Source organism: Orlajensenia leifsoniae (assembly GCF_004570845.1).
Lineage (GTDB): Bacteria > Actinomycetota > Actinomycetes > Actinomycetales > Microbacteriaceae > Orlajensenia > Orlajensenia leifsoniae.
The window spans coordinates 270,269-292,418 of the sequence record NZ_SPQZ01000001.1 but is presented as its reverse complement, the minus strand read 5'-3'; the positions used below and the strand labels follow the sequence as shown (position 1 = coordinate 292,418).

Annotated in this window: 32 protein-coding genes and 1 pseudogene; 14 read left to right on the top strand and 19 right to left on the bottom strand. The window is 63.8% G+C overall.

The annotated features are described in order from the left end of the window. Positions 1 to 43: 43 nt before the first annotated feature. Both E4M00_RS17755 and E4M00_RS01495 read left to right on the top strand, forming a co-directional pair. Entirely contained in the window at positions 44 to 184 is a 141-nt protein-coding gene (locus E4M00_RS17755; RefSeq protein ID WP_167756787.1) for a hypothetical protein, read from the top strand. 314 nt (positions 185 to 498) lie between these two features. Next, entirely contained in the window at positions 499 to 828 is a 330-nt protein-coding gene (locus tag E4M00_RS01495) for a biopolymer transporter Tol (protein ID WP_135118801.1), read from the top strand. Positions 829 to 972: 144 nt separating this feature from the next. On the opposite strand, the gene E4M00_RS01490 is transcribed toward E4M00_RS01495, so the two are convergent. From E4M00_RS01490 to E4M00_RS01460, 7 genes are all read right to left on the bottom strand, one after another. After that, on the bottom strand, positions 973 to 1,458 hold the full coding sequence (locus E4M00_RS01490) for a hypothetical protein (protein ID WP_135118800.1): 486 nt from the start codon (positions 1,456 to 1,458) through the stop codon (positions 973 to 975). Positions 1,459 to 1,500: 42 nt separating this feature from the next. Next, positions 1,501 to 1,866 (bottom strand): hypothetical protein, encoded by a 366-nt coding sequence (locus E4M00_RS01485; RefSeq protein ID WP_135118799.1) that lies wholly within the window; start codon positions 1,864 to 1,866, stop codon positions 1,501 to 1,503. A 105-nt stretch (positions 1,867 to 1,971) separates the two neighbouring features. Then, entirely contained in the window at positions 1,972 to 2,166 is a 195-nt protein-coding gene (locus E4M00_RS01480; protein WP_135118798.1) for a hypothetical protein, read from the bottom strand. Between the two features lie 99 nt (positions 2,167 to 2,265). After that, a complete protein-coding gene (locus E4M00_RS01475) occupies positions 2,266 to 2,601 on the bottom strand; it encodes a hypothetical protein (RefSeq protein WP_135118797.1) in 336 nt (111 codons plus the stop codon). 5 nt (positions 2,602 to 2,606) lie between these two features. Further along, positions 2,607 to 3,149, bottom strand: coding sequence for a hypothetical protein (locus tag E4M00_RS01470; protein ID WP_135118796.1), 543 nt, complete (start codon positions 3,147 to 3,149; stop codon positions 2,607 to 2,609). 292 nt (positions 3,150 to 3,441) lie between these two features. After that, entirely contained in the window at positions 3,442 to 4,056 is a 615-nt protein-coding gene (locus E4M00_RS01465; protein WP_135118795.1) for a response regulator transcription factor, read from the bottom strand. Further along, positions 4,053 to 5,147, bottom strand: a complete 1,095-nt coding sequence (locus tag E4M00_RS01460) for a sensor histidine kinase (protein WP_135118794.1) — start codon at positions 5,145 to 5,147, stop codon at positions 4,053 to 4,055. The genes E4M00_RS01465 and E4M00_RS01460 overlap by 4 nt, the downstream gene beginning before the upstream one ends. Positions 5,148 to 5,294: 147 nt before the next feature. Between E4M00_RS01460 and E4M00_RS01455 the strand changes: the two genes are divergently transcribed. The 3 genes from E4M00_RS01455 (at position 5,295) to E4M00_RS18240 (ending at position 6,868) form a co-directional block, all read left to right on the top strand. After that, positions 5,295 to 5,642, top strand: a complete 348-nt coding sequence (locus E4M00_RS01455) for a hypothetical protein (protein WP_135118793.1) — start codon at positions 5,295 to 5,297, stop codon at positions 5,640 to 5,642. Between the two features lie 216 nt (positions 5,643 to 5,858). Next, on the top strand, positions 5,859 to 6,230 hold the full coding sequence (locus tag E4M00_RS01450) for a hypothetical protein (RefSeq protein WP_135118792.1): 372 nt from the start codon (positions 5,859 to 5,861) through the stop codon (positions 6,228 to 6,230). 194 nt (positions 6,231 to 6,424) lie between these two features. Continuing rightward, positions 6,425 to 6,868, top strand: coding sequence for a DUF6984 family protein (locus E4M00_RS18240; protein WP_420813409.1), 444 nt, complete (start codon positions 6,425 to 6,427; stop codon positions 6,866 to 6,868). Here E4M00_RS18240 and E4M00_RS01440 read toward each other — a convergent pair. The 8 genes from E4M00_RS01440 to E4M00_RS17750 all read right to left on the bottom strand — a co-directional run bounded on the left by E4M00_RS01440 (position 6,865) and on the right by E4M00_RS17750 (position 13,294). After that, positions 6,865 to 7,335: a GNAT family N-acetyltransferase gene (locus E4M00_RS01440; protein WP_204772945.1), complete on the bottom strand. Its 471-nt coding sequence runs from the start codon at positions 7,333 to 7,335 to the stop codon at positions 6,865 to 6,867. The two genes, E4M00_RS18240 and E4M00_RS01440, sit on opposite strands and share 4 nt — an antisense overlap. Positions 7,336 to 7,595: 260 nt before the next feature. Continuing rightward, a complete protein-coding gene (locus E4M00_RS01435) occupies positions 7,596 to 8,564 on the bottom strand; it encodes a GNAT family N-acetyltransferase (protein ID WP_135118790.1) in 969 nt (322 codons plus the stop codon). After that, positions 8,561 to 8,995: an SRPBCC family protein gene (locus E4M00_RS01430; RefSeq protein WP_167756786.1), complete on the bottom strand. Its 435-nt coding sequence runs from the start codon at positions 8,993 to 8,995 to the stop codon at positions 8,561 to 8,563. Before E4M00_RS01430 ends, E4M00_RS01435 begins: the two co-directional genes overlap by 4 nt. Next, positions 8,992 to 9,288, bottom strand: coding sequence for a hypothetical protein (locus tag E4M00_RS01425; protein ID WP_135118788.1), 297 nt, complete (start codon positions 9,286 to 9,288; stop codon positions 8,992 to 8,994). The genes E4M00_RS01430 and E4M00_RS01425 overlap by 4 nt, the downstream gene beginning before the upstream one ends. A 233-nt stretch (positions 9,289 to 9,521) precedes the next feature. Next, positions 9,522 to 11,180: an ABC-F family ATP-binding cassette domain-containing protein gene (locus tag E4M00_RS01420; protein WP_135119186.1), complete on the bottom strand. Its 1,659-nt coding sequence runs from the start codon at positions 11,178 to 11,180 to the stop codon at positions 9,522 to 9,524. 553 nt (positions 11,181 to 11,733) lie between these two features. Continuing rightward, a complete protein-coding gene (locus E4M00_RS01415) occupies positions 11,734 to 11,967 on the bottom strand; it encodes a hypothetical protein (protein WP_193555533.1) in 234 nt (77 codons plus the stop codon). Between the two features lie 4 nt (positions 11,968 to 11,971). Beyond that, positions 11,972 to 13,138: an inorganic phosphate transporter gene (locus E4M00_RS01410; protein ID WP_135118786.1), complete on the bottom strand. Its 1,167-nt coding sequence runs from the start codon at positions 13,136 to 13,138 to the stop codon at positions 11,972 to 11,974. Positions 13,139 to 13,147: 9 nt separating this feature from the next. Continuing rightward, on the bottom strand, positions 13,148 to 13,294 hold the full coding sequence (locus E4M00_RS17750) for a hypothetical protein (protein WP_167756785.1): 147 nt from the start codon (positions 13,292 to 13,294) through the stop codon (positions 13,148 to 13,150). Between E4M00_RS17750 and E4M00_RS01405 the strand changes: the two genes are divergently transcribed. From E4M00_RS01405 to E4M00_RS01390, 4 genes are all read left to right on the top strand, one after another. Further along, positions 13,293 to 13,676, top strand: coding sequence for a hypothetical protein (locus tag E4M00_RS01405; protein WP_135118785.1), 384 nt, complete (start codon positions 13,293 to 13,295; stop codon positions 13,674 to 13,676). The genes E4M00_RS17750 and E4M00_RS01405 overlap by 2 nt on opposite strands. Positions 13,677 to 14,136: 460 nt before the next feature. Then, positions 14,137 to 14,442, top strand: coding sequence for a hypothetical protein (locus E4M00_RS01400; protein ID WP_135118784.1), 306 nt, complete (start codon positions 14,137 to 14,139; stop codon positions 14,440 to 14,442). A 261-nt stretch (positions 14,443 to 14,703) separates the two neighbouring features. Beyond that, positions 14,704 to 15,132 (top strand): hypothetical protein, encoded by a 429-nt coding sequence (locus E4M00_RS01395; protein WP_135118783.1) that lies wholly within the window; start codon positions 14,704 to 14,706, stop codon positions 15,130 to 15,132. Between the two features lie 24 nt (positions 15,133 to 15,156). Next, positions 15,157 to 16,185: a D-glucuronyl C5-epimerase family protein gene (locus tag E4M00_RS01390; protein WP_135118782.1), complete on the top strand. Its 1,029-nt coding sequence runs from the start codon at positions 15,157 to 15,159 to the stop codon at positions 16,183 to 16,185. Between the two features lie 194 nt (positions 16,186 to 16,379). Here E4M00_RS01390 and E4M00_RS01385 read toward each other — a convergent pair whose 3' ends face one another. Continuing rightward, a complete protein-coding gene (locus E4M00_RS01385; protein ID WP_135118781.1) occupies positions 16,380 to 16,592 on the bottom strand; it encodes an LPXTG cell wall anchor domain-containing protein in 213 nt (70 codons plus the stop codon). 246 nt (positions 16,593 to 16,838) lie between these two features. Here E4M00_RS01385 and E4M00_RS01380 point away from each other — a divergent pair, with 246 nt between their 5' ends. After that, complete coding sequence (locus E4M00_RS01380) at positions 16,839 to 17,360, top strand: sigma-70 family RNA polymerase sigma factor (protein WP_240036767.1); 522 nt, start codon at positions 16,839 to 16,841, stop codon at positions 17,358 to 17,360. After that, positions 17,350 to 18,720 (top strand): hypothetical protein, encoded by a 1,371-nt coding sequence (locus E4M00_RS01375; RefSeq protein ID WP_135118779.1) that lies wholly within the window; start codon positions 17,350 to 17,352, stop codon positions 18,718 to 18,720. The genes E4M00_RS01380 and E4M00_RS01375 overlap by 11 nt, the downstream gene beginning before the upstream one ends. Before the next feature lie 78 nt (positions 18,721 to 18,798). Here E4M00_RS01375 and E4M00_RS18010 read toward each other — a convergent pair. Next, a pseudogene (locus E4M00_RS18010) lies at positions 18,799 to 18,919 on the bottom strand (recombinase family protein); the annotation flags it as partial. A gap of 100 nt (positions 18,920 to 19,019) precedes the next feature. Between E4M00_RS18010 and E4M00_RS01365 the strand changes: the two are divergent. After that, a complete protein-coding gene (locus E4M00_RS01365) occupies positions 19,020 to 19,490 on the top strand; it encodes an SHOCT domain-containing protein (protein WP_240036765.1) in 471 nt (156 codons plus the stop codon). Between the two features lie 62 nt (positions 19,491 to 19,552). On the opposite strand, the gene E4M00_RS01360 is transcribed toward E4M00_RS01365, so the two are convergent. Beyond that, positions 19,553 to 20,506, bottom strand: a complete 954-nt coding sequence (locus E4M00_RS01360) for a hypothetical protein (RefSeq protein ID WP_135118778.1) — start codon at positions 20,504 to 20,506, stop codon at positions 19,553 to 19,555. A 51-nt stretch (positions 20,507 to 20,557) separates the two neighbouring features. Between E4M00_RS01360 and E4M00_RS01355 the strand changes: the two genes are divergently transcribed. Next, positions 20,558 to 20,965 carry a DUF6855 family protein gene (locus E4M00_RS01355; protein ID WP_135118777.1) on the top strand — a complete coding sequence of 136 codons (408 nt, stop codon included), beginning with the start codon at positions 20,558 to 20,560 and terminating at the stop codon, positions 20,963 to 20,965. 95 nt (positions 20,966 to 21,060) lie between these two features. Further along, the gene (locus E4M00_RS01350; RefSeq protein WP_135118776.1) at positions 21,061 to 21,870 is read left to right on the top strand and encodes a class I SAM-dependent methyltransferase; all 810 of its coding nucleotides are present in this window, start codon (positions 21,061 to 21,063) and stop codon (positions 21,868 to 21,870) included. Positions 21,871 to 21,887: 17 nt separating this feature from the next. Here E4M00_RS01350 and E4M00_RS01345 read toward each other — a convergent pair whose 3' ends face one another. Then, on the bottom strand, positions 21,888 to 22,088 hold the full coding sequence (locus tag E4M00_RS01345) for a hypothetical protein (protein WP_240036763.1): 201 nt from the start codon (positions 22,086 to 22,088) through the stop codon (positions 21,888 to 21,890). Positions 22,089 to 22,150: the final 62 nt, after the last annotated feature.

Below are 22,150 nucleotides of genomic sequence, written 5' to 3'. Positions count from 1 at the left end.
AGCGACCTGGTTGCCTACCCTCCGGAGCGGTAGCATGCGAGACATGTGGTTCGTGTACCTCGCCATCTTGGTGGTCTTGACACTGGCGATAGTGGGCTTGGCTCTGGTTCTGTCTGCCGAGCAACAAGCCAAACGCAACGCACTGCACGATCCCGACCACCTGGGCGACCGACACAGGGCCTGAGCGTCGACGATCAACATCGATGCAGTCGGCCAGTGGCCAGCCAGTCTCGTTCATGGATCCCCAGAGGGCAGCATGCCGGCCCAGCTCAGATGCGATCGATGTCGGGCAAGAAGGCAGCTCTATCGCGAACTTCTTGGGTAGCTCCATGCGAACGGAAGCATCTGAACCAGTCGCGACCCACCGTCGGATCCAATGAAGTGTTGCGTGTTCGCGTGGGGCTGACGCAGGTCGTCGACCCGTCCGCGTTGACGCAGCACCTATGCGAGACCCGCAGCGTCATCCACACCCGGGCGTGGCGGCAGTACCGTCGGAACGTGGCGGAGCGCGAACAGAACTCACCGGCGGAGACGCCCGACAGCGAGCGGTGGCTGACGATCCGCGGCCGACGATGGCGCCGGACTGACCCCTCACTGCCCGAGGACCTCGTGCAGGCCCTGAAATCGCACCTGGGACGCGGTCGGTCCGGCGTCAGGAGCGCGAAGCTCAAGAACGACCCCGACGCGACAGCGGCAGCGCGGGTCCGGGTGGGCCTCGCCAAGAAAGGGCTGGGAGAACGGGGGCCGTATTGGTGGGACGAGTCCGAGGAGGAGCGACTGGAACGAGCACGAGGCGCGTTGCGGCAACTCGATGCGCTAGACAGCTGACACCTGCGCTTTTGCACCCAGACCCGGCTTGGGGGAAGCAACCGTTGATGGATCCTTCTGCGGAAAAGTGGATCAGTGAGATTGATTGTGATGCTAACGGCGGCGGCGTTGCCCACCCCCATGGTTTGTTGATCGTTGCATACGTCAGTCGCAGGCTTCAGCCAACTCGATCGAGGTCGTCCCATGTTCGACATACGCGGTGCCGCCGACGGTGTACCGGATCTGAACACTGGATGCCGTGCCACTCATGTCGCCGGTCCGTTCGAGGACGACGAGCAGGTTGCTGGTCGTGTCTTCCGGCAGCGTCGCCCCGGCCGCGTCCCGCCGCAGCGTCCACGCCTCCTCTGTCGGTGGGTAGGCGGAGGTTCCGATCGCTGACTGATTGATGATCGGCGCGATCGACGCCTCGGTCAGCTTCAGGTTCCTTGCGTCGACGAGCGTCACGTCGATCACTGTCGCTTCGAATCCGTCCGGAGCGACGATGGTCTCCCCGACGACCATGCTGGTGCCCGGGACAGCGGGTACGCACACCGCGTTGTGTTCAGGTCCTTCGTACTCCAACGGACCTTCGCCGGAACCGTTGACGCTGCAGCCGGAGAGGACCAGAAGGACGGCTGCGACAGCGGCCACCCTTCCGTGAAGCTGAGTCATTGCGGGCTCGCCGTTAGCCCGCTAGGACGCCAGCGCCCCGAACTGGAACAGGAACCCGACACCGGCCAGCAGCACGGTGAGGACCAGTGGCAGTCCGACCGCGGTGAGCAACGCGATAAGCGCGGGTCTGACGCCGGCGTCACGGCTGTGCGCTTGGACGAGAGCGATGACGGCCAGGGTTGTGGGGATGATGGCGATCACCCAGAATCCCCACCACGGGAACGTGTGAACGCCGGTGTTGTCGACCGCGCCGAGGAAGAACACGAACACTGTCACCAGCGACAGCATGAACGACAGCACCAGCGACGGAGTGACCACTTTGTCGAGGTACGCCTCGAACTCCGGGTCGACGGGGATGGGTCCCGCACTGGGTGTCGTGTCGGTCATCGGTCAGCTCCGTCTGTTCGGTCGTATCGCGGTGGCCGCGCTCGGCCATCCTGCTGTCAGTGGTCAGTGGTCAGTGGTCAGTGGTCAGTGGTCAGTGGTCAGTGGTCAGTGGTCGGTGACGTCGCCGTCCTCCGCCAGGAGGAGCGTGATCTTAAGTTCCTGCGCGCGGCGGTAGCTCTGCAGCGCTTGGGTGGCGACGAAGATCAGCCGACCGAGCAGGACCAGCAGTGTGAGCGTCCCGAGCGTCAGCAGGACGAGGAACGCGATATACGGGATGGTGAACCAGTCGACGGTGTACATGCCCTGAACCTATGGGCAGGGCGCTGGTCGCCGACGGCAACTCGCCGCATCCGAAGACGAGGCCACGGCCGGGTGTGCTCAGGACCCGACCGGTCTCGGCTACTGAGCCGGACCCGTGGTCAGCTGATGGCGCTTCACTCTGGGTCGCATGAACCACAGCACGACGAGCGTGAGGACACCCAAGGTGGCGGTGGCGAGCCCATAGAACATGTGGATGCCGGCGAACGGGTCAGCTGAGTGAAACTGGTCGGATGTGCTGGCCCCGGTCATAGCCATCCACCCGAACAGCGGTGGTACCACAACAACGGCTGCGGCAGCCCACAGGTAGAACCATGGCCTGGACACGAATCGAGGATTTAACACCCGGAGCACTGACCACAGAATCGCGAGGAAGACCGGCACGATCAGGGTCGGGATAAGCAGCAAGATGATCATGGATTTCAGCCGTCGAAGACTTCGCCACTCGCGAAGGCCGCATCTGCAGGCATCAACTCGACGAGGGCCGGAGGGCAGTGATCGAATGTGGTCCGACCCACGGAGGGCATCGCTCCCGGCGAGAACTCGGCCTCAATCCGATAGCAAGTGAAGACCTGGCTTGGACCGTCGTAGTTGCGGCCCCAGTCGGTAGGGACATCAGGACGCGGTCCGGAAGCTATGAAGATGGAGAGCCCGGCGGCGTTGTCGGTCGAGGTGCGGTCGTAGAGTACGACGCCACCCTCTTCGAGATCGAGGTCGGATGCTGATTCCAACGAGCCGCTCCAACGTTCGGCCTGGAGGGAGTTCAGGTAGCCGATGGGTTCGTACGCAGATGGTTCGAAGAGGCTTGAACTCAATGGATCCTCAAACGAAGCGATCTGTCTCCACAATGTCCCATCGATTCCGCTGTCGTAGCCGTGATACTCGGTGTGGCAGCCGGTGAGCGAGAGCGCAACAAAAGTGGCCACCACGCCAAGAGCCCATGTGCGCCTGCCTGCCAGTCTCACTCGGCTGCCCCTCATCGTCAGAGTGTTACCTGCCTCGGAACGTGAACTCGCTGCCGTTTTCGGCGCGTCCCACCAGCGAAGGCTGTGTGCGGCCTCGAGGATCGCGGCCCCCGCAGCGATCCTCGAGGCACCCAGCCCACCGATTCGTCAGTGTCACTGGTGCTACTCCGCTTCCCGAGACGCCCCCCGACGTCGTTACTGGAAGAGGCTGTCTTGATCCTGACCGCGCCTCAGCTAAGAAGCAACGTGATCGAACACGGATGTTCCTTTGGGTGTAGTCCAGCTGCTTTCCTCACTGTGAGGAAATGATGCCCAGCAGGGATGCGCGCCGCACCGCGTCCAGACGCGAGGTCGCGTTGAGCTTGCGGTAGATGCTGTTCGTGTGCCGCTTGACGGTACCGACGGAGATGGAGAGCGTCGTTGCGACTTCAGCGTTCGAGTGCGCGTGGGAAATCAGGCGGAGCACCTCATGCTCCCGAGCTGAGAGCAGTTCACCCGTGCTAGATGACTTCTGAGGCGGCGCCATCCCTCCGGCAATCGAAGCCGAGCGGATGGCCGCGATCAGCTCAGTACTGGGCGTCGACTTTGTGAGGAACGCGGTCGCTCCTGCCTTGAGTAGTTCCTCGCTGAGGATCCGGTCGCGATGCATCGTCAGGATGATGACTCTGGTAGCGGGGGCGATTCGTTTGAGACGTCCCAGGGTGGCTGTGACGCGTGCGCCGGGCATTTCGACGTCGAGGAGGACGACGTCTGGTTCATCGCGGATGACGACGTCGAGTGCGTCATCGGCGTTTGCCGCTTGCCCGACGACGGTGATGCCTGGCGCGTGCGCGATCAGGGCGGCGATCCCGTCGCGGAACAATTCGTGATCGTCAACGATCACGACTCGGATGGGGACACCTGTCATGCGAGGACTGTCGGTTCGAGTGGCAGGGACAGGGAGACGGTCGTTCCGCCACTCGACGCGGAGATCTGCAGCCGTGCGCCGATCGCCCGGGCACGCTCTTCCATCCCTGAAAGCCCGATAGCGCGGGTGTGGACGTTGGTGGGATCAAAGCCGGGACCGTCGTCAGTGACGTCGATGCTCAGCATCCGTTCCTCCCATCGCACATGCACATCGATCCCGCTCGCTCCGACAGCGTGGGTGCGTGCATTTCGGAGTGCTTCAAGGACGATGGTGAACGCTTCTTCGGCGACGGAGGCGGACAGCGGCAAGTTCGTACCGTCCACTTTCAGACGAACCGGCGGTGGCACGTCCCCGGCGTTGACGATGTATTCCGCGAGAGCTTGGTCCAGGGATCGATCGCCCACGCGTTGACGCAACTCCAACGCCAGGTCTTGCACGTCATCGAGAGCCGCACGGAAGATCGACAGCGCCTCGACCAGTTCCGTTGAGGGATCTGCGCCACCGTTCAGCGTGCTGAGCTCGATGCGCTGGATACCAGCAGCAATCCCATGAGCGACACGGTCGTGCAGCTCCAACGACACACGGCGCCGGCTCTCCTGGTGCGCGGTTGAGAGTCGGGCGCGTAGCACCTCGACGTAGCTGATAGCTCCTGGCGGGAATCGCCGCCAGACGGCATGGTGCAGGGTGCGAGCCACCACGACCAGGTCCGCATCCGGTGTTCGCTGGACGATGACGTCTCGCACGATGGGAAGCGCGACGCCAAAGAGTGCTTCAGCGGCCATCAGGGGTTCGGCTGGGTGAATGTCTTGGGCGGCGCGGATGTGGGCGGTCTCGACCATGGATGCCGCCGACCCGTACTCCACGGTCACAAGATGGGGAAGTTCCGGCGACAGGTGCTGCAACTGGCTGAATGCTTCCCGCAGGATGGCTCGGGTCTGACGTTCGAAGTCGGCGTCGAGGAGGCCATCGGTAGCCAGTCTGCTGTTGCGGCGGGAGAGTTCCGCGCCGAGAGACTCCACAACGACGTTGATGGCGACAGCTTCGGCTGAGATCGACGGGTCCGAATGGGGTTCTGCTGACAGCCTGATCATCTCGTCTCGCTCTTCTGGTCTGACAAAACCCTAGCCTCGCGAAGTACATCTCCCCGCGGAACGAATATCACCAAAGGCACATGGTCACAGCTGATTGCGCGACGTAGATTCGGCCTCGGAGTCGGAAGCAATCGTGCGGGGGTGCCCATGGGGTGGACGGTAGCCTCACTGCTGATCCCCGCGGCCGCGATAGTCGTCGCCGTCCTTCTGCACCGAAGCTGCGTACCAACCAGTGCATGGGTCTGGTTCACAGCCGTGTTCGGGGTCGCCGCCCTGGCCTTGCTGCTGAATCCAGTCACGTTCGACGCGTATGTGCCTGTCTCCCACCCGGAGTTGTCGGCTGGGCAAGGCCTAAACCTCCGAGGTCTCAGCTTCCTGGTCGGCGGTGGCCCAGCAGGAGCGCTGACCGCGATCATCGTATTCTTCGCGGTCGTCATCCGCGTCGCCGACGATCGCACGCACGAAACGCACACCCTGGAACGGACGGGATCATGAAGTGCATTCCAGACACCGGTGCAAAGAGATCTTCACACCCTGGTCCACACGAGCACCGGAAGGCCCTCAATGCCGCGTACTTTCACTGCGATACTCACAACCGTTCTCAGCGCTGGGGCTGTTGCCCTCCTCCTGACCTCCTGCTCCACATCCGGGGTCTCCGCCACCGAGGCCACAACAGCAACAGCGACTCCTGCACCCTCAGAGACGAGACCGATGGATGGCATCATTACCGTGGATCACGTCTGCGGGCAGGTGTCAGCCCTTGAGACTATGGATGCAAACGCTGGCTGGGAATACGACAATGGCAAACTCGACGACGCCAGCTACGCGGCCGTCAGGGTCCAGATCGCTCGAGGTTGGCAGAACGTCCTCCTCGCCCCGCGAACTGGATCGGGTACCGACGTCGCCGTCAACGAAGCCGTGAAGGCTGCACAAACCCATGCGTCCGAACTCCTCGCCGCCAACCCGGAAGGCTACGTCCCGACCTTCAGCGACCTTTCAAACCTTGCGGCCGGCGTCGGAGAAGCGTGCACCTCCGTCGGGTCCCAGATCGCCGTCAAGATGGCACCCGGATCCGGCGGATAAGTCCCATTGGATGCCCGTGTCAGCTTTTCGACGCTCGCAAGAGATGGCTTGCGGACGTCCGAGGGACCGGCTTGTGGGAAATGGATTGAGGGCTGACACTCAGGCCGTGGAGACGGTCAACGTCGTGTCCCTGGGTGCCAATTGAGGCTCCAACTGCCGAGTGGGCTTCCGGCAGAAAACTGCCGGGTGGGTGGATGATCTCGATTAGGGATGGGTTTCATCGGCTGTGGTGTGGGGGCAGAGTGGGGTCATATTGGAGATCGCCGTCTGCGGCTGAGACCAGCATCATTTTGGAGCTGATCCGTCGAGCATCCTTGCCAGCGCTCATTTCTCAGCTTGAGGTCGCACGGGTCCAAAACATGGACGATGGACAGATGGGCAGCCTTCTAGTTCTTCCTCCGGGACTCTCAGCTGATGCCACACGTCGATTTGGCCGCGAAGTCGCCGAGCTCCGTTTCATGGACGGTGATGGCGTGCTCATATCTGCCGCTCTCAACGTCGATAGCGACGGGAACTTGTTCGAACTCGATATGTTCAAAGGCGACGGTTCGCCGTTGATCCGTATCCCTGACGCACTTCTAGTGCGGTTGTCGATTCGCTTGCGCGCCATGGAGTGGTGCGATGACGGACCGGCTTAGAGGGACTTCGAGTACCAGACCTCGGCGTAAGCGTCGGCATTGAATGCTTCCACGCGGGCGAAGCCGAGGCCTTCATAAAGCGCACGGGCTTCGACGAGGTCACTCCGCGTATCCAGACGAACCACGTGAACGCCGCGTGCTCGGCAGACATCTTCAATTTGCAGAAGTAGGCGCTTTCCCCACCCCCGACCGCGAGACTCGGGCTCCGTGAAGACCTTGGTCAATTCCGCGATGTCGCCGGCGAATCGAGCGCCGGCACACGCGATGGGATTGCCGTCCTCCGTCGCGATGAGGAGAACACCGGTCGGCCCCGTGAGGTCGTCGTATGGCTCGTCGCGGATGGCCTGGTCCACCTCGGTAGGGGTCGCCGGTCGACCGTAGTACCGAGATGCCAGCTCGAACATGTATGACCGGATGATCGCGTGCGCGATCGGCGCCTGCGGGGTCACGGTTTCAATGGTGAACACGGTCCCCAACCCTATGGTCTTGTTCGAGACGCAGGTCGTAGTCGACCGGTGGCCGCCACCCGTACTCTGCTAACGACCGGCGCGACCCGCAGTAAATGCGCCGCATGGCCGCAATGAACACCAGCGCTGGCATACCGCCGCCCACCTGGTCGACGCCCAGGCGACAGCCACCTCGCGCCCGCACGCGACCTCGGGCAAGTCAGGAACTCAGCGTGCTCCCGCGTCAGCTCTCCCGAGCGGCACCCCGCGAGACCGCGAACTCACACACGTCGATCATCACTCGCAGGTTGCCAGGTCATGTTGATCAGCCGCTCGAAGGTGGCGTATCCGTTGCGTGCAAACGCATTCGCCATCGGCACGTTCCCTACATCCGTTGAGGCGCGGATGTGGCCAGCTCCAGCCGCGTCGAGCAGACGGGTCGCCTCCGAGAGAATGCCGTCGACGTATCCGTTGCCGCGATGTTCCGGCAGCACGCCAAGGTAGGCGACGATGGGATGGTACGCGTTACGGGCAGGGAACACGAAGCCGACGGGACCCCCGTCCACATCCGTCGCCACTCGCCACCACTCGCGCGGACTGCCGTACTTCGCGAACTCCTCGTCGTACTGAGCGCGGGCCACAGCTGCTGGGTCGATGTTCGCGAGTTCCTCGGTGCTATGAGCGTCGAGTGTGCCCGTCAAAGCGCGCGTGGTCAGATCGATGAGCTCATCAATCGTATGAAAAGAGCGGAATGAGAGCCGTGGGTCCGGCGCCGCGATGGGCGTGCCGGCCCTCCATTCCAGACGCAGGCGTTCGACGACGAAGCGGGCACCTCTGCTCTCCAAAATGTTGATCAGCATCTCCGTTGTCCGTCGTGATGCGGCATGGTCCCGCCAGTCGGCGGGCAGGTAGCGTGCAAATTCGGGCGGCGTCGCCAGACGCCCCAAGACTTCGGTACGAGCTGCATCGAACAGCGCCTCACCAACCTCGCGCTGCTCCTCTTCCGGGAGCGCGGAATCGGTGTCGAAGATGTCGAGCTGCATCGGCTCGCTGAAACTACTGGTGCTCCACAGAGCGAGGCGGCCGAGCAGGCGACCATCCCCGACGGCCAGCCACGTCCACTCTCGGCGGCGGCGACGAGTGTCGAGGTCACCGGCAACCTCGTGATTAAGTGCGTACGGCAGCCCGAGAAGGAGGTCGAGGTCTTCGGGTCCGACGTAGTGACGGATCTCGAACGCGGGCCGCGTCAACGCGAGCTTCGTTCGAGCTGGTCCTTCAGCACGCTGAGGTTTGCGGCGACCGATGACCGGATGCTGCGGGTGGCGAGGTGCGCCAGGAGGCCCAGGGGTGGTGGTGCCGTGAGGTCCATCAGATTCGCCAGTTTCGTCATGCCGTCGCCCCCGCTCAACTCATATGTCACACGGCCATGGAGGGACGCGAGATCGCCGACGACAACGAGTCGACGGTCCGTTTCAATCTCGACGACCTCGAATTCCTCTGTGGTCGGGGAAGGAACCGTGCGCGTTTGCCGGTAGCGTGTGCCAACACCGACCGGACCCCTGGTGAGCTTGCGCGTCTCGCTGATGGCGTAGTTCCACCGCGGGACGTTCTCGAAACGGGCCAGGTATTCGAAGACCTCGGCAGGCTGGCGAGTGATCGTCACGACGTTCTCGAACTTCACAGGATCTCCCTGGTATTCGCGTCGAACAGGCTCGATGTCGGGTGAAACACCTCGTCGAGCCGGCTCACATCGCCGGTATTCAACGGCCGGAAACACACATCGACCGCTTCGAGCAGCACAACTTCCGTGGCCGGTTCAGGAGTTTGCGCCATGCCGTTGCCAAGAGTCATGCGCCCGACGATAACAACACAATCCCCGCCGGGGATCCCCTGCCATCGCCAAGAATGGTCGAGAATCTGCCAACGCACCTCGCCGCGGTGCTTCAAAATGACGCTGCAGAACGCTGCCATCACCGAGCAACCCTGACCACGAGGTCTAACCAGGTTCGGCTGGTGCCATCGTCCGCGACTGCGGTCGAACGTGCCGTAAGGGTCGACGGCTTGGGAGCAGGACGGTGTGTCCGATCACCGCTGCTTCGCCAGATGTTTGGCGGCATCAAATACGACCAGGTCCGCGAACAGGACCGTCCGGGTGGCCGGTACTTCGGAGGACGGGCGGTTCCGGAAGGTCACCAGGCGATGTCGTGCTACGTGACCAACTCGAGCCGGTCGCCCCCGAACCGTTGACGCATCAGTCGATCATGGGAAATCAACACCACCGCGCCGCTGAACTCCTCAAGCGCTCGCTCGAGATCCTCCACGAGGTCGGGCGAAAAGTGGTTGGTTGGTTCGTCGAGCAGGAGTAACTCATGCGCCTCGCTCACGAGCAGCGCGAGTTCAAGTCGCCGCCGCTGACCGTAGGAGAGATCAGCGACCGGCACCGCGAGGTCGCGCTGGTGGAACAGGCCGAGGCTCATGAGCTGGTGCTCGGCCGCGTCGACGCCATCGCGGGTGCCTGCGGCAAACGCCTCCACCAGGGTGCGCCGGCTCGGGCCGATCTCACTGTGCTGACGTAAGTGGCCGATCCGAGGGGTCGCCGTGACCGTCCCGGTTTCCGGTTGCAGTTCACCCGCGATGACGCGCAGGAGACTCGTCTTTCCGATGCCGTTCGGGCCGGTGACCAGCAGCCGATCACCCGCTGCAAGCTGCAACGCACCGACCGACGCACCTGCGATGCGCACCCCGCACAGCTCGAGGAGCGGGGAATCCACAGCGACAGCCGCGTCGGATCCCACCTCTTCGATCCGCTCCGAGGCATCACCCGTTCTCAACAGCCCGAGTGGTGGCGTGAACGAGAGGGGAATCGGTGGTGGTGCCAGCGGTTCGTCAAGCAGTCGTCCCACCCGCGCCTTCGCATTCCGGATGCGTCCCATCGCGCCGTGATCGCGGCCCCGTGCCCGGAACGCGCCGGCGCCCATACCGGCCTTCGCCAGCTTGCGGGGGATCGCATCGATCCGCCCCGCGTTCGTCGTCACGAGTTCGCGGTTCCGCGCGAGCTCGGATATCCACGCCTCATACGCGAGTCGATGCCGCGTGCGCTCGCTCGCCTTCGCGATCAGATACCCCGCATAGCCGTTGCCGAAACGCATGACGGATGCTCCGTCGACCTCCCAGATCACGTCTGTAAGCGCCTCAAGGAACGCTCGATCGTGCGTCACAGCAACGACTGTGCCGTGGTGCGAGCGAAGCCGGTTTACAAGCCACTCCCAGGCTGCGTCATCGAGGTCGTTGCTCGGCTCATCGAGCAGGAGTACCTCAGGATTAGCTGCCAACGTCGCCGCGAGCGCGATCCGCGAGCGCTCGCCACCCGACAGGCTCGACCACAAACGGATGCGCTCGATGCGGGCAACGCCGAGCGTATCGAGCGCGGCGCTCAGTCGCGCGGGCGCGCCGTAGCCGCCTCGCGCGTCGAAGCGTTCCGTCAGCGCGGCATAGGAAGCGAGGGCAGACTCGAGTGCAGCACCTTCGAGCACAGCGAGACCATGCTCTGCTTCGTACATGGCGTGCTCGAGTGAGCGGAGCTCAGCCGAGCACGCATCGATCGCCTCGCGCACGCTCGCACCAGCGGGTAGCTCAAGCACCTGGCTGAGTGCACCGATACCTCCGGCTACCGCGACGGTGATGTCGCCTGCATCGGGGAGCAATTCACCGCTCAGGAGATGAAGCAACGTGGACTTTCCGGAACCGTTGTCCCCGATGACGCCGACGCGTTCGCCTGAGCGCACCGCGAGGTCCACCCGATCGAGAACAACGCGGCCGCCGAATCGCTTGGTCACGGCATGAAGGGACATTTGACTTGGGTACATCGAGAACTCCATTCCCGGCCCCCACGCCGACACCTAACGCAGTGCATGCGGAACCGCTGAGCGGGCGAATGCGACGAAGCGTCGAAGGCTGGATGACCGAAGGATCAGGTGACAGAAGCACGTGAACAGCACAGAGACCGCGGAGCAAAGCTCAACGCGGTTCGCTGCTAGGAGTAAATCAGAGTACCCATCGCGACGAGAATATCATATCGGGGCGTCGTTCAGTCTCTGTCGCTACGTGACGATGATCGAAGTCGTCGGGGCTCGAAACAAACAGCCTCGACGAGATTCGGCCTTCGGCGCCATCCCTGACCTCTGATCGCTATGCCGAGGTACAGGTCGGTCGTGCTTTCGGCATGAGCGAGGCGCGGGCGCGGGTAGCTCTTTCGCGGGACGATCAGGACAGGATCCCACCGAATCAAGGGGTGGCCCGCATGGGGATCCGCCTGCGGGCGGTGACAAGTTGACCCTTGAACGCAACTCCGTCGCGGCTGCGCCAGTGGCATTCGCTGGACACCTTCGTCACAGTGGAGGGTCCGGCAATTGTGGCCAATCAGTGGAACTGCGGGATCACGAGGTACACCCCGTAGAGGACGACGGCCCCGCAGATGCCGATGAGGGTCCAGGCTGCGACGGATGCCGCCACAGGGCGGGCGGTGCCGCTCTGCGGGTCACCGAGCGAGAGTAATCGCAGCCCGACCGAGTACAGCACGACGACGGCCACGGTGGTGATGAAGGCGACGCCGAGCACGAGGACGAGCGAGCCCCATTCGATCTCGAGATCCATCGGATTACGCCTTCCCTGCCGGCTGAGCGGCATCGGTCGTTCGATCGGCTTGGGGCGGTTCCTCGTCGTTGACGTTGGAGCGCGTGACGGGATTACGTCGGGATAGGGCGACGAAGCCGAGCCCAGCCACCAGTGCCAGTACGACGACGAGTGCGAGGCCGATCGGTCCTGCCGTCGCCAGTAGCGCTGCGAGCGCGCCGACCAGGGCGGCGGCCGGCAGGGTGATAATCCAAGCGATGGCGATCCGGCCGACAACGCCCCAGTGCACGCCGGCGAGTCGGCGTCCGAGGCCGGCACCCACGACCGCACCGGAGGTCACCTGCGTGGTCGAGAGCGGGAAACCGAGGGTAGAGGACACGAGGATCGTCGAAGCTGAACTGGTCTCTGCCGCGAAGCCCTGCGGCGCCTGCACGTCGGTGATGCGCTTGCCGACAGTGCGCATGATCCGCCAACCTCCGGCGTAGGTGCCGGCGCCGATGGCGAGACCCGAGATCAGGATCACCCAGAACTGCGGTGCCGTTCCGGCGGTCTGGTAGCCGGCAACGATGAGCGTGAGGGTGATGATGCCCATGGTCTTCTGCGCGTCGTTGGTGCCGTGCGCGAGTGAGACGAGCGACGCTGACACCGTCTGCCCGTGCCGGAATCCGCTGTCGGCTCCCCGCGCCTTCGCCATCGAGGTGATCCGGTACGCCAGATACGTCGCGGTCAGAGCCACGAAGCCTGCGATGAACGGTGAGATCAGCGCCGGGAGGATGATCTTCGACACCACCCCGGCCCAGTTCACCGCGTCGAAGCCGACACCGATGATGGCGGCGCCGATGAGACCACCGAACAGCGCATGGGTGGAGCTCGACGGCAGGCCTCGCCACCACGTCGCGAGGTTCCACAGCACGGACCCGACCAGGCCGCCGAAGATCATGATGGGAGTGACGCTGGGCAGGCCAGCGTCGTTCTCGGTCAGTATGCCATCGGAGACAGTCTTTGCGACAGCCGTCGACAGGAAGGCGCCCACAAGGTTGAGGGTGGCCGAGATGAGCACGGCCACCCGCGGTTTCAGGGCGCCGGTCGCGACGGAGGTGGCCATCGCGTTGGCTGTGTCATGGAAGCCATTCGTGAAGTCGAAGATCACTGCGGTGATGACGACGAGCAGGACCGGGATGAAGATCTCCATGCTGCTGACCTATTCGGTGTCGCTTGTGCCGAGCCGGGCAGCGTCGCCACCGTCTGGGGCTGGCTGCGCAGTTCTCACCGCGGTCTCGAAGTCCTGCCCGTGATACCGGTCCTCGATGCGAAGCATCTCCTCGTAGCCGTCTTCGTCTGTGCCCATGACGGCAGTCAACGCCTCACCGATTCTCGCTTCAAACAAACATCCGGTGAACGCGGGAGCCGGAACCGAAGGGCCGCCGTTTCGATTGCTGCGCCATTCACGCTTCGACCGCTGGCGCCCACGATTCGCCAGCACGTCCTGCCAACGCGCGCTCCATACCCCGGGCAGTAAAGTCCTCCACTGGGAGGACGTCGACGTGACCGAGGATGACTGGCTCACAGCCGTCAATGCTCTCGCCCGTGAGCGCGCTGGTCAGCCGCGTGATGTCGTCTACAACGCCCTATTCGAATTGACGATGTCGACGGATGCAGCCGCAACCACAGGAGAACTCGCGCGGTGGGCGGAAATCATTTCCGCCGGTCTCGACTTCACCCTCGAATAGCCTCGACTACCCGTTCGCCTGTACGTCGCTTGACCGTCATTTCCCAGACGTATCGTCGCCTCAGTTCGAGAGGGGACCCATGACGTACGTAGAAGCGTTCGACGTAATCGAAGCAGGTGAAGGACGATGGTCCATACAGCTACGGCAACCGTACTGTCTGGTCGGCGAGGTGTGGCGAACAGGTGCGGGATTCCTTCTCTGGGATTCGAACCAACGCCAAGTGGGTACATTCTCCTCGATGACCGATGCGCTCCGAACTCTGTGGAGCATCGAGCGGGAACAGGCAGTCTTAGAGCGACTTTGAGTTGTGCATGTCGCTTGGTCGAGCAGTTTGCTACGCCGTCCCGCACAGGGATCCCGTATCGCGACACTCGATGCCTTGTCTTCGGGTTGGTCCCAGTCTTACTTCGGTCCCGGCCTGACGGTTGAACGTGTTCGCGATGGCTGTCATCGTTGCGCTATGAGCGACAACGGAGCGTTGGCCGAGAGCGACCCTTCTCCATCTGGGTTGATGACTCGTCGTATGGCGGCGGAGCGTGGGCGCACAGCGGGTTTCATGCAGATTCTTGTCGGGCTGGCATGGCTGACGGTTGGCGTGTGGATCTTTTCTAGTGGGGATCAGGGTGAGTGGTACTGGGTCAAGCTCGTCGGTTTCGCGGCTCTTGGTGTCTGGTTCGTCGTGATGGGGATTGCTCAACTTCGTGCTCGAGCGAAGCGGATCGCCGCGTTTGATGCCCAGCACGGAGTTAACGCCGGACGCCAGTGAGCGACCTTGCCCCCTCCCTCGCCTAGAGCAAGCGACTCGCTCAGGAATCCCTCTGCGGGATCGGTCGGGCCGCCGCCCGGCCGCTGTCACCGCGCCTGAGAGTCAGGGGTAGAGCGTTGTGACCGTGGCGAGAGTCGTTTCGCTGGGCAACTGTAACTGTCGATGAGCGGGGACGCTCCCGTTGGCCGGAACGAAGACCTCCATTCCGAAAGCAGTGAGTGCCGCTCTATGAAGCTGCACTAGTCGTATCGAAAGTCCGACGTGGGCAGCCAAGTCGCTGTGGGACAGCATCGTCTGCCCGCGATCGTTGGCGTTGGAGGCTTCGACCTGAGCGACCTGCCTACCGTCACCAAGGTCAAGAACCCCGCGTCTCCGGATCAGGTCAAGGATCTCCGGTCGACTGGTGGTTGCGTCGTACGCTCGCAGCCACTCATCGGCCGTTGTGAAGTTCGCTTGCGGCATGGGTCGAATTATCCGCTCACCGCGCAGCTTGGTCGAGTCATCAAAGCCGCCCGCCGAATCGAGGAACCTCCACAGGTCGGCAAGGAGTTCACCATCTCCGATCTTGACGCCCGCAAGCCGATCGTCGATCGCGACAGCTTCTATCGGCGACGGCCTAGTGCGAAGCTCAGCGGACACGAGTGTCCGGTGTTATGGTCGCAGAGCGGGGACACCATCGTCGGGGTCTGAAGCACTGGTCCGGGGGGATTCCATATGAGCGCGCGCGTTGCCGGCATCGTCATCATCGCATTCGCTCTGTTGCTGGTCGCGCAGCTTGCCGGGCTGGCCGGCACCCCCGCGGACTTCCACAGTTCTTCAGCTGCACGCGCCGAAGCACCCGTATCATCCGCTCCGGCCGAGTCGCTCACCACCTGGGCGCTCACTCCGTGGACACTGAACGCCGAGGCTGCGGCTCCGTACTCGGACCGCCCGCCGGTAGATGTTGCCGACCCGTCGAACGATCTCGACTCGACAGGGCTGCGCATCTACCTGCGACGGGATACTGGAGAGCGCGCCGACCATCCCGTCGCGTACGCGCAATACGGGATCTCGGCGCTCATGGAGTATCAGCGCACCGGTGAGAGAGTCTGGCTCGATCGCGCTGTACGGCAGGGTGAGCAACTCGTCGGCCTGCACACCGTGCGCGACGGCGCCTGGTGGTATCCCTACTCGTTCCCATGGACATACTACGAGCGCACACTCTCCGCTCCCTGGTATTCCGGAATGGCGCAGGGCCAGGTGCTGTCGCTGTTCGTGCGGCTGGCTGAGGAGACTGGGGAGAAGCGGTGGGACGAGGCCGCCGATCGCACGTGGGCGAGCTTCTCTCAGGCGAAGACCGGCACCGAACCGTCGTTCTCCCTCGTCGTCGACGACCACCTCTACTTCGAGGAGTACGCCGGAGACCAACCGCCCCTGCTCGTGCTGAACGGCCACATCTTCGCCATGTTCGGGCTGTACGACTACTGGCGCCACACCGGCAACGCCGAGGCGGCGCGCTACTTCACGGGCGGCGCGACCACGGTGCTCGAGCGCATGATGCCGGCCGTGCGGGTGGAAGGCGGAGTCTCGTACTACTGCGTGCAGAAGCCCTACTGCCAGAGCGAGCTGTGGCAGAACCAGACCTATCACGTGATCCACTCCTGGCAACTGGACACCCTCGCCAGACTCACCGGCGACGCAGACTTCACCGTGTGGGCCGATCGCCTGCGTACTGACTGGCAGCCACCGGATGCCTCCAAATGAACGTGGAACGGCCGTGCGAGCATCCCTTATGACGGCGGACTCGATGCGGACGCCCGCCACCGAAAAGCTGGCAGCGAGACTCTCGGCGCTCACCACGACAACTCAAGGAGATCGACCGGCTCGAAGCCCTAGAACCGGTGTTGGTGATGGAAGTGTCTGTTCTCAGCGGCCCAACGGCATTGGATTGATCACAATCAGTCGCGGAGACGCGCCTTCCTGCGCTTCCATGCGAAGTAGAGCCCAGCTCCGATGTAGATGAGGCCGAGCGCTAGGAAGCCCCAACTGGACCACCTCGGGTCGGTCAGGAAGCTGAGCACAGCCAAGACGAGCCAAGCCAATCCGATGCCGAGTTGAAGCCATACCGTGGCGAGCGACGGTGGAGGCTTCAGGTCCAACTCTTTGGTCACAGCCGCGAGCGTACGCCTCTGACGGGATCGATCACCACATCAACCCGTGCCGGCCGGGCGACGCCTGAGCCCGGCTACTGGCAGGATGACGCCATGCCCGCCGAGCAGCCACCCATCGTCGTTCCGGCGGCCGGAAATGACCTGCGCGTCCACCCCAACCTTTTCGATGAGGTCGTCGTCTAGGTAAGTAGAAGGAATTCATCGAAGGGGGATGCCATGGCCGGAAGGTCAGGGTGGGAGCAGGTTATGACAGACCTGGTGGCGGAGCGCGGGGTGAACCTCACCAGGTACGCCTACCTACTGTCGGGGAGCCGCGATGACGCGGCTGACCTGGTGCAGGACGCGTTGGTGCGTACCTTCGAGCGGCTGCTGAAAGGGTTCACCCTGGACAGCGCCGAAGCGTACGTTCGCCGCTCCATCCTCAACGCCTACCTGGACGACGGCCGACGCTCTTCACGGTGGCGGGCCACAGCCCACCTGCACGTCACTCCTGAGGAGCGGGAATCCTCCTCACGGCTGACGGATGCCCGCCTCGACCTGCACGCTGAGCTCGCCAAGCTCAGCCCTCGGGAGCGTGCATGCATCGTGCTGCGTTACTACGACGACTTGACCATCGACGGTGTGGCCGGCGCGCTGGGGATCGCATCCGGCACCGTCAAGCGCTACCTCAGCGACGCCCTGGCCAAGATGGCTGTCGCTCTCACCGACGACGACGACACCGCGCTTCAGACGGCGCTTGCACTGAAAGGACCCGACCATGCCGAGTGAAGACGACCTGCGCCGTCAGCTGCATGACGACGCTGCCCGGTCCACGTACACGGATGCCGCCCACACGATCGACGTGAGCCAGGCGATCCAGCGCACCCGCGGCCGCCGCCGGGTACGGATGCTGCTTGCCAGCAGCGGCACCGCACTCGCCCTCGTCGGTATCGCCGTGACTGCCGCATTCGGGGTGCCCGCCCTCACGTCGCAGTACACGACACCGCCGCCGTTCGCGGCGACGCCGACAGATGCGCCCGACCCGAACGACAGTGTTGCACCACGGGATCAGGACATCACACCGACGCCGGAAACCCAGACAGCACCCACTGTCACCATCCCAACGGACTGCTCAGCTATCTACACGAAGGACTGGACGCCGGACTTCGGCGGGCTCGTCCTGAATCCGGAACGCCCGGGCGATGATTCCCAGAAGTACGCCGCTCTGGATGACGTTTTCGGCCCCACGCTCCAGGCGAACAGCAAGCTCGGATGCCTGTGGGCAAGCGCCGACCCGGGCTCCGACGAAGTCGGACTCAGAACCGAGGTCGCCTCACTCACCCCCGAGCTGCAGGCCACTCTGATCGAACACGCCGAGACGAGCGGATACGCCTGCGCGGACGAGTTCGGGGGAACCCGTTGCGACATCGAGAGTGAAGCTGAAGTCGCCCCCGACGAGGCGAGATCCGGGACAATGCACTTCTTCCGGGACGGCATCTGGGTCTCCACCTGGTGGCTGCGCATCAACCCGCCCGGGTACACCGAAGACATCGAGAAGGCGCTCTTCGGTGCGCCGGAATCCCCGGGCGCTACGGAAGACCAGAAAGCCCCGGACGTCACGAAGATCGTCGTTCGGCCAGAGATGCTGCAGCTGTTGGATGCAGGAGGGGTGGAACAAGGCAGCATCTCCTACGACGCCGAGGTGGAAGGGTTCGTCGCCCTGTTCACCGACCTGACGGGTGCTGACCCTGCAATCGAGGAGCACCCCGGCGGCATGGAATCGTGGCCTTCCACCAGCTACACCTGGGATGGCGTCAGGGTCAGCGACGACCACGAAGGCAAAGGCCCCATGGACATGAACGTGGACGTGACATTCAGCACGCCGGAGCTCGGGCCGGCGAACGTCGCAGTGTCCACCATCCAAGGGTTCCAGCCCGGTGACGACCTGGCCTGGCTCGCGGAGTACATGGATGAGCCCTACAACGCGGACAGCGTGTGGCACGAAGTTCAAGCGGAGCATGGGCCAGTCATCGGACCGCAGGAGTCCGAGACGTACTCGAACTCGAACTCCGTCGTGGGACGGAAGTGGCCGAACATGGACGGATCGGTGATTTTCGCACCATGGAACCTCGGCATCGGACACGACTGAGCCGGCGCCCGCGATAGTTGCGGATCGTCGTCCGCATAGTCGGGTAGGTCGGACGGGAACGCGCTGTGGGCCGGAGTGCTTGGGCTGCTTTCCGCGGAGCCGGCCCTTCGACTTCGCCACCCGCATTGCCTTCCCGAGTGCGAGCTCGAATCAGGTCGGATTCGAACTCAGCCACCATTGCGAGCACGCTGAACAACAGCCCTGCGAGACCTCCTGGTCGGGCTGCTCGGAGTCATCCAGAACGTATGATTCGGCAGATCTCTTGCGCTGGTAGCCTCCGTGAATCACCTTGCGTTGACATGACTGCTGGAAACCGGGTTCCGACCCTTCTACCGCTGGTTGCGACGACGTCTGACAAGCTCCAGCCGAAAGGGAATCTTATGTTCAACGACAACGGGTCGTTCCTGCTCGCACTCTTCGAGTTCTTCCTGTTCTTCGCCTGGTTCATGTGCTTGTTCTGGGTGATCGGCGACATCTTCCGAAGCAGCGACCTGGGAGGGGGCGGGAAGACGCTCTGGATCATCTTCGTGATCCTCATTCCGTGGCTGGGCATCCTGGTCTACGTGATCGCGCGCGGCAGTGGCATGCAGGAGCGCCAGCTGGAACAGGCGAAGGCGATGCAAGCGAGGCAGGCTGAGTACATCCAGTCCGTGGCCCAGTCCTCCTCTTCGTCAGCGACTGAAGAGATCGCTTCGGCGAAGTCGCTGCTGGACTCGGGCGCCATCACACAGGCCGAGTTCGATGTCCTGAAGTCGAAAGCCCTCGCATAACGCTAGTCCAACGACTGCGCGAGCACAGGCTTCGACTACGAGTTCGGCGCGCTCTTCCGGCTCTACGATCCGCTGAAGAGCACGGGAAGGAGTTGCAGACCGATCGCGCTAGCGACCAATCGGTGGCGTCGGTTGCTGGTCAGCTGCGCTACCCAGTCGAAGACTCCGACGTCCACGATCTCGTGAAAGGATCCGGCTGCATCGTGGACGCCGTAGCCGATGCGGAGCCCGCGGTAATAGGTAGAGTCCAGCCACTCCTCTCGAACAGCGACGTCTGGGAAGGCATCGGCAAGAGCGACGGTGAGACGCGTGCTGATCGCGGGAAGTGCGTCATTCGAACGGATGATGAGAGCGGGCCGCTCCCACACGAGTCCGTGTGCGCGCGCTGCCGCGTCGAGCAAGCGCCCGTAGATGGCCAGGTGAGCGAGAACGGCGGTGACTTCGAAGCCGTCCTCAGGCAGTCCTGCACCTGCGTCGGCGAGCATCAGCAGCCGGAAATGCTTCGAATGTCCACCTTCGTCGCTGATCGGCTGCATGCGAAGAAGTTGATGCACCGTGCAGAGACGAACATGCGCAGCCGAGTCTCGGCGGAGCCGCAGCGCGCACTCGAGCGCGAGCACGTTCGTCGCATCCGAAACGACCTCCGTGCCGCGAGTGGTCGACAGGACTCGGTCCTGAGACGTTGGCGCTAGCACCGATGTCACACCTATCGGCGCGACTGGTGACAACAGCAACGCCTCGTAGTCGTGCGCGGCGTCAAGCGCGAGCAGGTCATACGCCAGGCTCGTTCGCAGATCGACGCCGCTTGGCCGCACCGTCGGGTCACCCGTCCATTGCCCCAGGAGATCGGCCGGACGCCGTCTGCTCGCTTCGAACCGCGCCCCGGCGAGCTGCTCGCCCCGGCGATCGCTGGGCGCTGTTCTGCCTCCTCGACGGCGCTCTTCCATCCGTTCATCATCCACCACGAACCAGACCCGCAATCCGAGCAATGTCCGGGCGATGAGGGACCTGGCCATGGAGTCTGCGCGGCCGCGGTGCCAGACTGGCTGGGTCGAGAAGAGGACACCATGGTCGACGGCGACGGAACCAAGTCCGATCCCTGGAGGCTCACCACGGCGCCAGGCAGTTCGAGCTATGTGATGTATCGCGACGAAGCGAGCGATCCACCCGCTCTCGTTTGCGTCGTGGGATCAACGACGCTGAAGTACCACCTCAGCGCGGCGGACGACCTGGCGGCGTGGCTCCGCGCGGAGGGAGGCTGGGTGCCGTTGGGCGCCGCAGACGAGAAGAAGGATGCAGCCGACGGCACCGTCGAGGCGTGGGGTCGTTCCGCCGAGAATCCGGTCGGAGGCTGGTACGGGCTCCGGAACGGGTACCGCGGCCGGTTCGGGATGTATCTGCCGCCTCTGCTGGAGGCCCTCGGCCTGGCCGAACTCACCCACGACCCGCGCAACAACAGCATCCGCGCCGCCTGAGACGGCGGCCTGCTCTGTGGCGCCGGCTCTTCGATGACGCGCATACTGTGCGTACCGGCACACCGAGCAGTGCCGGTCTTGGACGAGGAGTAATCATGCCGAGGTCTGATGCCGCCTTCGAAGGCTCCATTCCGGTCCTGTACGAGCGTTATCTGTCGCCGATGCTCTTCCAGCCCTACGCGATTGACATCGCGGAACGCATCGCACCGCTCGCCCCGCGGCGCCTGCTCGAGACCGCGGCTGGTACCGGGGTCGTCACCCGCGAGCTGGAACGGGTGCTCGGCGAGGACACGGCCATCACCGCCACGGATCTGAATCAGGCGATGATCGACGTCGCCACCACGACGGCGGGATCCGGCCACGCCACGTGGACGCAGTGCGACGCGATGGCGCTGCCCTTCCAAGGAAATAGCTTCGATCTCGTCGCCTGCCAGTTCGGGGTGATGTTCTTTCCCGAGCGAATCCGGGCGTACCGAGAGGCCGCCCGCGTGTTGGCAAGGGACGGCGCCTTCATATTCACAGTCTGGGACAGCCTCGCGGTCAACGATGTCACCCGCATCATCGCGGAAGCGTTGGCGGCACGGTATCCGGATGATCCTCCGTCCTTCATCGAACGCGTGCCGTTCGGGTACTTCGACGTCGACCTGATCCGCTCAGAACTGATCGAGTCCGGCTTCTCCGAGGTCGCCGCCGAGACGGTGACCCTGCCCAGTCGAGCAGGTTCAGCGCGTGATGCGGCGATCGGAGTGTGTCAGGGCAGCCCGGTGAAGGCCGAGATCGAATCGCGGGAAGCCGACGGCCTGCAAGCAGCCACGGAAGGCGCGGCGCAGGCCCTGGTCGCACGTTTCGGCTCCGGTCGCCTCGAGAGCAGCATGCAGGCGATCACCATGACAGCGCGGCTGTGATTCCTCAATCGCGCCGATCACCGCGTCCGGCGGCGCCGGCCAATCGCGATCCCGATGAGCGCCAACCCGACCAGTAGAACGATCGGACCAATGGTCGCCCACAAGGGGGAACCGCTCATCGCAGACCCACGCAGCAGGCCGAGACCCTGCAGGGTCCACACCAGCCCGACACCGCTCAGGATCACGCCGGGGACGAGGAACGGCCAGGTTCGCTTCACAGGTCCCACCATAGTTCGGCAGTCGTTGATCAGGGAGACAGTCGCAGAGCCACCGATCCGGC